Consider the following 12559-nt stretch of genomic DNA (forward strand, 5'->3'; position numbering starts at 1 on the left):
TTTTTTGACGATTTAATGACTGGAAGGTCTTTTTTTGTGAGCGCTCTTTTTCGCTGGTTGCGGCAGCCGCATGCCCGCCTGTTCTCTCTGATTCTGCTGGTACTGATTGTGCCGGTGTGTCTGCGCGCGGCGCTGGGCTGGTCGACACCGCTGGGCTATTTGTCGGATCTGGCCATTGGCAGTCTGCTGGTGGTTCTGCTGCATCGCCGAGCGTGGTGGCTGGCGCTGCCGGTGCTGGTGTTCTGGGCGCTGTTGGCGGTGGCAACGGCTGAGTTGGTCAGCGCCGTTGGCCGTTTGCCGAGTCCTTCCGATCTGCATTACCTGATTGATCCGCAATTTGTCGAAAACTCAACTGGTGGTGGTTTGGCGCACCCGGCGCTGGGCATCACGTTGCTGCTGGCCTTGGCATTCTGGCTGCTGACGCAGTTCACCGGTCGCGGCATTGTCCGCCCACCCCTGCCCCGCGGGGTCTGGAGCGCGCCTTTGGTGCTATTTGCCGCGCACTGGGGCGCGCAGAACCTGTGGCCGAGCGAAGACGATCCGTGGCGCGCGTACAACCTGCCGCATCAATTGCTCGCCACCGAAGTGGCTGACCTGCAGATACACGCCGAGGAATGGCTGGACGGCGATGTCGAGGAAGTCGCGCCGGCCATGGCCGGGCTCACCGACGTCGACCTCAATGGTCAAAAACTGCTGGCCGCGCCGGGGCAGGCGCGCAACGTGTTGGTCATTGCTCTGGAAGGCATTCCCGGCGCTTACGTCCGCGCCAATCGCGAAGCCATCGGCAGCCATTATCAGGAAGACCTGATGCCCAACCTCAGCCGTTGGGCCGAGCGCGGCATGAACACTCCGGATTACGTTCTGCACACGCACCAGACCATTCGCGGTCTGTACGCGATGCTCTGTGGCGATTACGACAAACTCAATAACGGCACGCCCAAAGGCGTGGAAATGCTCACCCTCACCGAGCGCAATCAGGCGTGCCTGCCGGCGCAGCTGCGCGAACATGGCTTCAGCACCCACTATCTGCAAGGCGCCGGCCTGCGCTTCATGGCCAAAGACAAGATCATGCCGCACATCGGTTTCGATGCGACGCATGGCCTGGAATGGTTCACCAATGCCAACTATCTGGAGTTTCCGTGGGGCAAGGATGACAAGGCGTTCTTCGAGGGTGCGCTGGATTATGTCGGCCAACTGAACCAGCAGAAACAGCCGTGGATGCTGACGTTGTTGACGGTGGGCACGCATCAACCCTACTCCGCGCCGGACGAATATCTGGAGCGCTACGAGACACCCAAGCAAGCCGCCGTCGGATACCTCGACGATGCGCTGGATGAATTCCTCAAAGGTCTTGAACAACAAGGTGTGCTCAAAGACACGCTGGTGGTGATCACTTCGGATGAATCCCACGGCATCGACGGTGTACGTCTGGCCTCGTCGTGGGGCTTCAACCTGACGCTGGCGCCGGAGCAGGCACAACTGCCGCGACTGAATGCCGGGGTCTATGGCCATGTTGATCTGAGCACGTCGATCCTTGACTACTTCGACCTGCCGGTGCCGACCGCGCTAAGCGGTCGCTCGCTGTTTCGCGACTACGATTCCGGTCGCGAAATCATGTCGTTCACCAACGGCAAACTGCGCTATCACAACGGCCAGGGCATCTTCTCCGAATGTGACATGCCGCGCCGCTGCCGCTACTACGAAAGCGCCGGTTTCATCGCCGAGAGCGCCACCTTCAAGGGCAGCTACAGCGGCCAGCGCGCCCGGCAAATCGCCGCCCGCGCCACGGCGCTCGACCTGTCGCTGCTGCGCACCCCGCTCAACCATCGCTATCAGTTCGGCAGCACCAACGTCATCCCCCTGCAAGCGCAGATCAAGGACGACTGGGCCGACAACCTGATCGGCGCGCAATACCTGGAAATGCCCAAGGGCTCGCACACCCGCGTGCGCCTGACCGTACGCTCTGTCGATCCGCAACAGGCTGCGTACATTCAGCTCAAGGCCAAGGAGTTCGAGCAGGACGTGCAACTGGGATTGCCGGCAGAAATGGTCGCCACGGCGGATCAACCGCTGGAGATGGATTTCAGCTTTGATAACCCGCAACAGCGCAAGGCGTTCTCGTTCCATTTGCTGGGGTATGGGCTGGGTGCGGTGGAGGTAACGGATTTCAGTGTGATCACTGAAGTGCCGGGGCAAGAGGACATTCTCGACGACGTGCTTGAGGACGAGGCCGCGCAGTCGAGTTGACTGCACAATCCCGTGTAAGGGCTGCCGCAGGCTGCGATCTTTTGATCTTGCTTTTTTAAAGGCCAACGTCAAAAGATCGCAGCCTTCGGCAGCTCCTACAGGGGGTTATGCGCGATGCAGAGTGAGGGTTTTGCAGCAACATCTGCGGTAAAAGGTTCTGCCTATCAGCGCCCATCAGTCGGGCTATTAGCTGACTCGCCAACTCGGGTCTAGCCTTACAAGTCCGAAGTCGGCACGAGCCGGCCGTCGCAGACCTGATAAGGACCCGAACATGGCAAACGAATCGAAATGCCCGTTCAACCACGCCGCCGGTGGTGGTACGACGAACCGTGACTGGTGGCCGAATCAACTCAACCTGAAGATCCTGAGCCAGCACTCGCCCAAGTCCGATCCGCTGGGCAAGGACTTCGACTACGCCAACGCCTTCAAAAGCCTGGACTTCCAGGCACTGAAACAAGACCTGCGCGCACTGATGACCGACTCACAGGACTGGTGGCCGGCAGACTTTGGCCACTATGGCCCGCTCTTCGTGCGCATGGCCTGGCACAGCGCCGGCACCTATCGCACCGCGGATGGCCGCGGTGGCGCCGGCTCCGGCCAGCAACGTTTTGCCCCGCTCAATAGCTGGCCGGACAACGTCAGCCTCGACAAGGCCCGGCGCCTGTTGTGGCCGATCAAACAGAAATATGGTCGCAATATTTCCTGGGCTGACTTGATTGTCCTCACCGGTAACGTCGCGCTGGAATCCATGGGCTTCAAGACCTTCGGTTTCTCCGGTGGTCGCGCGGACGTCTGGGAACCGGATGAAGACGTGTACTGGGGCTCGGAAAATGAATGGCTGGGCGGCGACAGCCGTTACGGCAAAAGCAAGGAACCGATGCAGGAGCCTGGTGACGGTACGCTGGTCGCCGAGCCGGATTTGCACGGCAAAGAAGAAAGCCGCACCGATCAGGGCGAACGCAATCTGGAAAACCCGCTCGCCGCCGTGCAGATGGGTCTTATTTATGTGAACCCGGAAGGCCCCGAGGGCAATCCAGACCCGGTAGCGTCGGCCCGCGACATTCGCGAAACCTTCGGCCGCATGGCCATGAACGATGAAGAGACCGTGGCGCTGATCGCCGGCGGCCACGCCTTCGGTAAAACCCACGGCGCCGGCCCTGCCGATAACGTCGGTGCTGAACCGGAAGCCGCCGGGCTGGAAGAACAAGGGCTGGGCTGGAGGAACAGCTTCGGCACCGGCAAGGGCGCTGACACCATCACCAGCGGCCTCGAAGTGACCTGGACCACCACGCCGACCCAATGGAGCAACAACTACCTGGAAAACCTGTTCGGCTTTGAGTGGGAACTGAGCAAAAGCCCGGCCGGCGCGCACCAGTGGAAACCGAAGAACGGTGCGGGCGCCGGCACCATTCCCCATGCCCATGACCCGAACAAGCGTATCGACCCGACCATGCTGACGTCTGACCTGGCACTGCGCTTCGATCCGGCTTACGAGCAGATCTCCCGGCGCTTCCTGGCCAATCCCGATCAGTTGGCCGATGCGTTTGCCCGCGCCTGGTACAAGTTGATCCACCGCGACATGGGCCCGCTGTCACGCTACCTCGGCCCGGAACTGCCGAATGAAGAGTTGCTGTGGCAAGACCCGATTCCCGAGGTCACTCATCCGCTAATCGACGATAACGATGTGGCCACGCTGAAAAGCAAAGTGCTGGCATCGGGGCTTTCCGTCTCGCAACTGGTGTCGACCGCATGGGCGGCGGCGTCGACGTTCCGTGGCTCGGACAAACGCGGTGGCGCCAACGGTGGTCGCCTGCGTCTGGCACCGCAGAAGTTCTGGCAGGCCAATCAACCTGAGCAACTGGCCAAGGTTCTGCAAGCCCTCGAAGGCATTCAGGGCGAGTTCAATGGCGGCGCAACCGGCAAGAAAGTCTCGCTGGCCGACCTGATCGTGTTGGCGGGCAATGCCGGGGTCGAGCAGGCGGCGAAAAATGCCGGCCACTCGGTCACCGTGCCATTTACCCCGGGGCGTGCGGATGCGACTCAGGAGCAAACCGACGTCGAGTCGTTCGGTTTTCTCGAGCCGATTGCCGATGGCTTCCGTAATTACAGCAAGGGCAAATACACCGTAGCGGCCGAGGCACTGCTGATAGACAAGGCGCAATTGCTCACCCTGACCGCGCCGGAAATGACCGTTTTGCTCGGTGGGCTGCGGGTGCTGAACACTAACGTCGGGCAAACCCGCCATGGCGTGTTCACCAGCCAGACCGAAGCGCTGACCAACGACTTCTTCACCAACCTGCTGGACATGGGCGTGGAGTGGAAGCCGACCTCACCGGACGCGGAAGAGTTTGAAGGCCGCGACCGTAAAACCGGCAGCGTGAAATGGACGGCAACGCGGGTTGATCTGGTGTTTGGTTCCAACGCGATATTGCGGGCGGTCGCGGAGGTGTATGCGAGTGCGGATGCGAAGGAGCAGTTCGTCAAAGACTTCGTCGCAGCGTGGACGAAGGTGATGAATCTGGATCGGTTCGATGTGAAGTAACTGACAAAACGCAAAACCCCTGTAGGAGCTGCGGCACGCTGCGATCTTTTGATGTTGATTTAAAGATCAGATCAAAAGATCGCAGCGTGCCGCAGCTCCTACAGGGTTTTGTGTTTGCCGAAGATATTGATTAGGCGAGCGTTACGCCAAGCTCTTGCTCACCACTTCATACACATCACTCGACAGCGACCCGGAAGCCAGAATCCGCTCCAGCTCCCCTTTCATCAATGCCTGCCGCGCAGTGTCGTATTTGCGCCAGCGCGTCAGCGGTGCCAGTTGGCGCGAGGCGATTTGTGGGTTGAAGCCGTTCAGCTCGATCACCAGATCCGCGAGGAAGCGATAACCGGAGCCGTCCGCCGCGTGGAAGTTGATCAGGTTCTGCCCGGCAAAAGCCCCCACCAGCGCACGCACCTTGTTCGGGTTCTTGATGTTGAACGCAGGGTGCTGCATCAGCGCTTTTACCCGCGCAAGACCGCCCGGCAACGTGCTGCCGGCCTGCACGCTGAACCACTGATCCATGACCAGCGGATTGTCCTTGAAATGCTCGGCGAAACTCGCCAGCGCCAAGTCTTTCTGCTCATCGAACGGCGAGTTGACCAATACGGCCAGCGCGGTCAGGCGCTCGGTCATGTTGTCGGCCGTTTCGAATTGCTCCAGCGCCGCCGCCAGCACTTCCGGCTTGCCGCTGAGCATCAAGTACGACAGCGCGATGTTCTGCAGTGCACGACGGGCAAAGTGCTCGGCCTCGGCCACGTACGGGGTTTTCTTCGACAGGTCGCGGTTGGCCTGATAACGCAGCCACAGCGCCTCGAACAAACCTTCAGCCAGTTGCTTGCGGGCAAATTCACGGGCGATATGGATGGCATCAACGTCTGCGACTTCGCTGATTTCAGTCAGGTACGCCTCACCCGGCAGCGAGAGCATCTCGGCAACCATCGCCTGATCCAGCGATTCATCGGACAGCACGGTGCGCAGTGCCGACACCAGACGCGGGTCGAGCTTCAGGCTTTCGCCCTTCTGCTGCTGGCCGATCAGTTCTTGCAGCACCTGTACCGACAGTTGCTGACCGGCATCCCAGCGGTTGAAACCGTCGCTGTCGTGCTGCATCAGGAACATCAGTTGATCACGGTTGTACGGGAAGCTCAGTTTCACCGGCGCCGAGAAACCACGCAGCAAGGATGGCAGCGGCTGTTCAGCGATATCGACGAAGGTAAACGTCTGCTCAGCCTCGGTCACCGAGATCACGCGGGTGGTGCCTTGGGCCGACGCTTCACCGGCCAGACGCAGGGCAATCTCGTTGCCTTTGCTGTCGAGCAGGCCCAATTCAACGGGGATCACGAACGGCAGTTTTTCCACTTTGTCCGGGGTTTCCGGGCAGCTTTGGCGGAAAGTCAGGCTGTAGGTTTTCGCTGCAGCATCGTAAGACTCGCTCACTGCCAGACGCGGCGTGCCGGCCTGGCTGTACCAGCGTTTGAACTGGGTCAGGTCGACACCGTTGGCGTCTTCCATGGCCTTGATGAAGTCATCGCAGGTCACGGCTTGGCCATCGTGGCGGTCGAAGTACAGATCGCTGCCCTTGCGGAAGCCCTCGGCGCCCAACAGGGTGTGGATCATGCCGACCACTTCCGAACCCTTTTCGTACACGGTCAGGGTGTAGAAGTTGGAAATCTCGATGAAGCTGTCCGGGCGCACGGCGTGGGCCATTGGGCCGGCGTCTTCAGCAAACTGGTGGGTGCGCAGGTAGGCGACATCCTGAATGCGCTTGACCGTGGCCGAGTTCATGTCGGCGGAGAAGCCGGAATCGCGGAATACGGTGAAGCCTTCCTTGAGCGACAGCTGGAACCAGTCGCGGCAGGTCACGCGGTTGCCCGACCAGTTGTGAAAGTATTCATGGGCGACGATAGCTTCGACCCGCTGGTGTGCGGCGTCGGTGGCGGTTTCGGCGCGGGCCAGCACGGCGCTGGAGTTGAAGATGTTGAGGCCCTTGTTCTCCATGGCGCCCATGTTGAAGTCGTTGACGGCGACGATCATGAAGATGTCCAGATCGTACTCGCGACCGTAGACCTCTTCGTCCCAGCGCATCGACTTCTTCAGGCTGTTCATGGCGTGCTGGCACTTGTCGATGTTTTCCGGCTCGACATAAATGCGCAGCGCGACTTCGCGCTCGGTCATGGTGGTGAAGGTGTCTTCAACGCACCACAAATCACCGGCTACCAGCGCGAACAGGTACGCCGGTTTCATGAACGGATCTTCCCACGTTGCCCAGTGCCGGCCGTCTTCGCCCGGACCCGAGGCAATCGGGTTGCCGTTGGACAGCAGCACCGGATAGCTGTGCTGTTCGGCCACCACGGTGGTGGTGAACTTGCTCATCACGTCCGGGCGGTCGAGGTAATAGGTGATTTTGCGGAAGCCTTCGGCCTCGCATTGGGTACAGAACATCGTGCCGGACTTGTACAGGCCTTCGAGCGCCGTGTTGGTTTCCGGGTGGATCTTGACGCTGGTGTCGACCGTGAAGGTTTCGCTGGTCGGTTGCAGGGTCAGGTTGTTTTCGCTGAGTTGATAAGCATCGGCACTCAGTTCCTGATCAGACAGCGTCACCGACAGCAGTTCCAGTTGCTGGCCATCAAGCACCAGCGGCGGCAGACCCGCGCCACGCGCCGGGTTGCGGCGCATCACCAGTTGCGCATGGACCAGGCTGTGGTCCTCGAACAACTCGAAGGTCAGGTGCGTTTCGTCGATCAGGTACTCGGGCGCCTGATAGTCCTTGAGGTAAATCATCTTCGGTTGTTCGGTGCGCATGCTGGAATCCTTATTGATGCACGGCGAGTTGATAAGCCGTGTACTTGCGAATATTGATCACGCCGGTGTCGAAGATCAGGTACTGGCCCTTGATCCCCAGCAGCGTGCCTTCGGCAATCGGGTTCTTGTCCAGGTTGAAGCTGACGATTTTGGCCGGGTATTGCTCGACCGGATAGCGGATTTCGAGAGGTTCTACATCGGCAATCGTCTGAATGGCTTGTAGGCCGAATCGCTCCTGCAAGGCTTGCAAACCTTCGGCGCAGCTTTCAAACAACTGATCACGCACCTGCGCCAGATCCACGGACACCGCGTCGCCCTTGAGCAGTGCGCGCCAGTTGGTTTTGTCCGCCACCTGACTGCGAAACAGGTCTTCAACGAAGCCTGACTGCTGGCGCGTAGACACGCGCATGATCGGCAACGCCTGGCTGGCGCCCTGATCGATCCAGCGCGTCGGCAATTGGGTTGCACGGGTGATGCCAACCTTGATCCCCGACGAATTGGCCAGATAGACCACGTGGTCGGTCATGCAAAACTGCTGGCCCCACACCGGATCCCGGCAGGTGCCCGCATCAAAGTGGCAACGCTCCGGACTCATGATGCACAAGTCGCACTGCGCCAGTTTGGTCATGCACGGGTAGCAATACCCCTGACTGAAACTGGTTTTGGTCTTGCGCCCGCAATGGGTGCAGTGGATCGCCCCCAGGTATTCCAGACGCACCGTCGTGCCGATCAACGGGTTGACCGGCACCTCGACATCATCCAGACGAAACGCGTATTGCACGTTCGGCCCGTCAAGGCGTGCCGACATTTTGCTGATTGCACCGCGGCCAATCTCGATCAATGGATGGCATCCGACTTGAACAGGATGTTCGGCACTTCGATCGACTTCGACGCACATTCTTGCGGGCCCATGTAACCGGTGCGCTGGTCTTCAGGCAGGTTCTGCATTTCCCAGGCGATCATCGCCTGCAACGACAACTCGCGCTGTTCGGCGGTGAGCTTGCCACCGTCGGCCCACTTGCCGATTTCCACGGCCAGTTTCAGGCTCTCGTAGATGTCCGGGGTGATGTTCTTGATCATGTCGTTAAAAGAGGACATCTGGGTCTCCGTGCTCTTTATCTACAAACTAAAATTAGATGGCCAGTTTACGGCGGTTATACAAACCACCCAACAAACCGGTGAAGCATCCGATGAGTAACCCGCTGACATGCGCGGCGTTGGCGATTTCGCCGAAACCGATCATCGAGATCAGCCCGGACATGCACACCACCAGCCACACCAGCATCATCACCAACACACCGCGCGGCAGCCGATAAGCCGGGTTCGGCGCCAGCAACTGGAAGATCCAGCAATGCCCGAGCAAGCCGTAAAGCACGCCGGACAGACCGCCGAACAAGGTCGGGCCGCTCCAGACAAATTGCGCGTAGTTGGAAACGAGGCTGAACAATAAGGTCAGGCCGATCAGGTTGATGCTGCCCTGACGCGATTCGATACGCCGCCCCAGCTCCCAGTACCACATGCCATTCATGGCCAGGTGCAGGATGCCAAAGTGAATCAGCATCGGCGTGACCAGACGCCACCACTGCCCCGCCGCGAGGCTATCGGCCAATGGCGTGAAATGGATGTACTCGCCGATTACGCGAAAATCGAGAAAGGTCAGCCAGCGAAGGGTTTCCAGATTTTCGCCGAGGAAGGTCAGGCCGCCGACTATCAGGCTCAGCAGCAGGATGAACCCGGTGGCTTTGGCATGCTTCAGTTGCTCGGCAAAACCGGGGCGTTTGAAAGTCTGCGTAACCGGGATATCCAGTTGTTGATCCGGGTCGCCAGCGGGAAAACGCTCGTACAGCGAACGCACGTCGTCGCTGATCTCCGCAGGCGCCCACAGCACCTGCTCGCCCGCCTCTTCACTGACTCGATGGGGCACTTGCATGCGTTGCAACAGCGTGACGAAACCGCTCAGATCCACCGCCAGGGGCAGACGCAATACCGCTACCGAACTCATTGCAGGACCTCCGGCCGCTCGACATCGACCCAGACAAATTTATGCGGATCCAGACGTGTTTCCTGATCCAGACGATAGGCGACGAGTTTGCCGTAGAGCACCGCGCTGTAATCCAGACACGCGAGGTTCGGGCGGATCGGCGCCGGTTTGCCGCTGCGCCAATAGTGGCCGACGAACAGCAACGGCTCATCGACGCCGTAGCGCAGCAGGGAATTCTTTTCGCTTGAAGTCAGCGGGGTTTGCGCCACCGGTTCCGGCAGTGCATCGGGCTGGAAGACAATGTCGCCGTAGGTTTTCGGATCGTCTTCCCAGAATTTGGTACGGAAGAACGAACGCACCAGACCGTCGCCACTGGTCATGGTCTGGCCATCGGGCAGGCGCATGTCGGTGCCACGCAGCAAGCGGTCGAACACGGTACAGGCGAAACTGCCCGGCACTGCCGAAGCCTGGAGGAAGTGTTCATCAATGCAGCCGTCTGGGAACAACGCGCGCAACGGCTCGATCAGGCCGGCATCCCAACAGGCGTGCACCACGCGAAAACGCCCGGCATCGACGAACAGCGGCAGTTGATAGAACCACTGCTGGAAGTCATGCCAGTCGCCCGGATGGCCTTCGAATTGCGTCAGTGTTTCATGCAGCAGGCGCGCATGGCGCGGCGTGTGCTCGCGCACAAACTGCTTGCCGCTGCCCGGTGGCGCCGGGGTGCTCCAGCCCAGAGCGTTGAATTCGTGGTTGCCCATGATGCACAAGGCCTGACCGGCCTCGACCATGTCGTGGACGATGTGCAGCGCCTCGCGAATCCGCGGGCCACGGTCGATGATGTCACCGACGAACACGGCCATGCGCGATGGATGCCGCCAGACCCCGCCCTGTTTGTGATAGCCGAGGCGATCAAGCAAGTGTTCGAGGGTCTGCGCGCATCCGTGCACGTCACCAATCAAGTCATAACTGCGCGCGGGATCGAGCATCAGTCGCCTCCACCACCCAACTTGCTGCCCCAGCCGAGCTTGGTCCGGCAGACTTCGTAGTAGTTGTGGTCGAGCGGGTGAATCAGCCGCAGCTTTTGCGCTTTTTTGCTGACGGTGATGGTGTCGCCCGGCGCGCAGGTAAAGTGGTTCTGCCCGTCGCAGGAGACTTGCGGGTAGATCTGCATATCTTTGGACACGACGATTTTCAGCTCACTGTTGCCATCGACCACAATTGGCCTGCTGGACAACATATGGGGGTACATCGGCACGATCACAATGGCGTCGAGCTTGGGATGCATGATCGGGCCACCGGCAGACAGCGCATATGCAGTGGAGCCGGTCGGCGTGGCAACGATCAGGCCGTCGGCCTTTTGGCTGCAAACGAACTGGCCATCGATGTACAGCTCGAACTCGATCATTCGCGTCGATTTGCCGGGGTGCAGCACCACATCGTTGAGCGCGTCGCCCTGCCCGATGGCCTCGCCGTGGCGGCGAACTTCGGCTTGCAGCAGAAAACGGTTTTCCACCAGGTAATGGCCATCGAGCACTTTGGCGACTTCGACTTCCAGCTCATCCGGGCGAATGTCGGTGAGAAACCCGAGGCTGCCACGGTTGATCCCCAGCACCGGCGTATTGTGTTTGGCCAGCGCGCGGGCAGCGCCGAGCAGGCTACCGTCGCCGCCGACAACGATGACCATGTCGCAGACTTCACCGAGCATCTTGCGCGACGACGTTTGCAGGCCATGCCCCGGCAGGACTTCGGCGATGGTGTCTTCGAGGATCACATGCAGGTGACGATCGAGCAGAAACCGTTTCAGTCGGCGGACGGTATCCAGCACCTGGGAACTGCCCAGGCGACCGATGATGCCGATATTACGAAATTGCTCCATGGGACCTCTGCGGACAATCGAAAACGCGAAAAACCCGATTATGGGCGAAAGCCGCCGTTAGACAAAATCCTTTCAGCCTCAGGGGTGGGCGCGTGTTTAAGGCTATGCTCGCAAGATGATCCTATTTCCCGACTTGCTGCAGCTACCCCACCAATTACGCCATCCGGAAGTGCGCGACCTGGCGTGGGTGATCCTCGCCCCGCCGATGCTCGCGACCACACCGTGGCCGCAGCGCCATCCGCTGGCGGGCAGCGATTGGGTCAGCGATCCCGAGCGACTGGAGCAGTGGCTGCGTCAGCTCGATCGCGACAGCTACGGCTTGCTGCACTGGTTGTCCCAGGCACGCACGCGGCGCCTGGGTTTGTATTACGAGCGGCTGTGGCAGTTTGCCGTGCAGCATGCGCCGGGCATTGAATTGATCGCGGCCAATCTGCCGATACGCCGCGAGGGCCATACCCTTGGCGAGTTGGACATGCTGCTGCGTGACCGCGACGGCGTGCATCACCTGGAACTGGCGATCAAACTCTACCTCGGCCCGCAAAATGGCGACGGCCACGATCCGGCGCAATGGCTGGGGCCGGGTTGCCATGATCGACTGGATCGTAAACTGGCGCATCTGGCTGAACATCAACTGCCGATTTCGGCGCGCCCGGAAAGCCGCGAAACCCTTGCTGCTCTGGATATCGAGGCGTTCAGTGCACAACTGTGGCTGGGCGGCTATCTGCTTTACCCGTGGCCCGGCAAGTCGCAATCACCGAATGGCGCGCATCCGCAGCATTTGCGTGGCAGCTGGTTGCATCAGAAAGACTGGCCGGCATTCCTGGCGCAGCGTCCGCCGGGACGTTGGCAACCCCTGCCCCGCCATGCCTGGCTGGCACCGGCGCATTACCCGGCGGATCAGACCTGGAGCCGGGAGCATTTGCAGATGTGGCTCGAGGCGCTGGAACCCTTGGCGCCAGCGCAACTGATGGTGCGCCTGACCGAGAATGCGCGAGGGGAATGGGAAGAGGCGGAGCGGCTGTTTCTGGTGTCCGACCTTTGGCCGAATGTCCCGGGCCAATCCTGAGATTTGTGGTGTTCATACTGGCCCAATCGCTGGCAAGCCAGCTCC

General features: G+C 60.3%; 9 protein-coding genes. 3 read left to right on the plus strand and 6 right to left on the minus strand.

From position 1 onward, the window contains the following. Window positions 1-36 precede the first annotated feature (36 nt). Together ICA15_RS26970 and katG are read left to right on the plus strand one after the other, a co-directional pair. The gene (locus tag ICA15_RS26970; protein WP_210555181.1) at window positions 37-2247 is read left to right on the plus strand and encodes an LTA synthase family protein; all 2211 of its coding nucleotides are present in this window, start codon (window positions 37-39) and stop codon (window positions 2245-2247) included. A gap of 271 nt (window positions 2248-2518) precedes the next feature. After that, complete coding sequence (gene katG, locus ICA15_RS26975; RefSeq protein ID WP_210555180.1) at window positions 2519-4789, plus strand: catalase/peroxidase HPI; 2271 nt, start codon at window positions 2519-2521, stop codon at window positions 4787-4789. Window positions 4790-4930: 141 nt separating this feature from the next. On the opposite strand, the gene pepN is transcribed toward katG, so the two are convergent. The 6 genes from pepN to ICA15_RS27005 are packed head-to-tail and all read right to left on the minus strand — an operon-like array spanning window position 4931 to window position 11448. Next, entirely contained in the window at window positions 4931-7588 is a 2658-nt protein-coding gene (gene pepN, locus ICA15_RS26980) for an aminopeptidase N (RefSeq protein WP_210555179.1), read from the minus strand. Window positions 7589-7598: 10 nt separating this feature from the next. Then, window positions 7599-8429 (minus strand): DUF2797 domain-containing protein, encoded by an 831-nt coding sequence (locus tag ICA15_RS26985; RefSeq protein WP_210555178.1) that lies wholly within the window; start codon window positions 8427-8429, stop codon window positions 7599-7601. Further along, window positions 8426-8686, minus strand: a complete 261-nt coding sequence (locus tag ICA15_RS26990; protein ID WP_210555177.1) for a YeaC family protein — start codon at window positions 8684-8686, stop codon at window positions 8426-8428. Before ICA15_RS26990 ends, ICA15_RS26985 begins: the two co-directional genes overlap by 4 nt. 34 nt (window positions 8687-8720) lie before the next feature. Further along, window positions 8721-9590: a rhomboid family intramembrane serine protease gene (locus tag ICA15_RS26995; RefSeq protein ID WP_150604976.1), complete on the minus strand. Its 870-nt coding sequence runs from the start codon at window positions 9588-9590 to the stop codon at window positions 8721-8723. Further along, window positions 9587-10561 (minus strand): metallophosphoesterase, encoded by a 975-nt coding sequence (locus tag ICA15_RS27000; protein WP_191626503.1) that lies wholly within the window; start codon window positions 10559-10561, stop codon window positions 9587-9589. The genes ICA15_RS26995 and ICA15_RS27000 overlap by 4 nt, the downstream gene beginning before the upstream one ends. Further along, entirely contained in the window at window positions 10558-11448 is an 891-nt protein-coding gene (locus ICA15_RS27005; protein WP_042558815.1) for an NAD(+) kinase, read from the minus strand. The genes ICA15_RS27000 and ICA15_RS27005 overlap by 4 nt, the downstream gene beginning before the upstream one ends. Before the next feature lie 115 nt (window positions 11449-11563). Between ICA15_RS27005 and ICA15_RS27010 the strand changes: the two genes are divergently transcribed. Beyond that, on the plus strand, window positions 11564-12514 hold the full coding sequence (locus ICA15_RS27010; RefSeq protein ID WP_210555176.1) for a DUF1853 family protein: 951 nt from the start codon (window positions 11564-11566) through the stop codon (window positions 12512-12514). Window positions 12515-12559 lie beyond the last annotated feature (45 nt).

Origin of the sequence: Pseudomonas sp. P116 (genome assembly GCF_020149425.1) — a bacterium.
In the GTDB taxonomy this organism is placed as follows: Bacteria; Pseudomonadota; Gammaproteobacteria; order Pseudomonadales; family Pseudomonadaceae; genus Aquipseudomonas; species Aquipseudomonas anatoliensis.

Excerpts from the sequence above, each read along its gene's own strand:
- katG (WP_210555180.1), top strand. The coding sequence starts at position 2,519 with ATGGCAAACGAATCGAAATGCCCGTTCAACCACGCCGCCGGTGGTGGT.
- pepN (WP_210555179.1), bottom strand. The coding sequence starts at position 7,588 with ATGCGCACCGAACAACCGAAGATGATTTACCTCAAGGACTATCAGGCG.
- ICA15_RS26990 (WP_210555177.1), bottom strand. The coding sequence starts at position 8,686 with ATGTCCTCTTTTAACGACATGATCAAGAACATCACCCCGGACATCTAC.
- ICA15_RS26995 (WP_150604976.1), bottom strand. The coding sequence starts at position 9,590 with ATGAGTTCGGTAGCGGTATTGCGTCTGCCCCTGGCGGTGGATCTGAGC.
- ICA15_RS27005 (WP_042558815.1), bottom strand. The coding sequence starts at position 11,448 with ATGGAGCAATTTCGTAATATCGGCATCATCGGTCGCCTGGGCAGTTCC.
- ICA15_RS27010 (WP_210555176.1), top strand. The coding sequence starts at position 11,564 with ATGATCCTATTTCCCGACTTGCTGCAGCTACCCCACCAATTACGCCAT.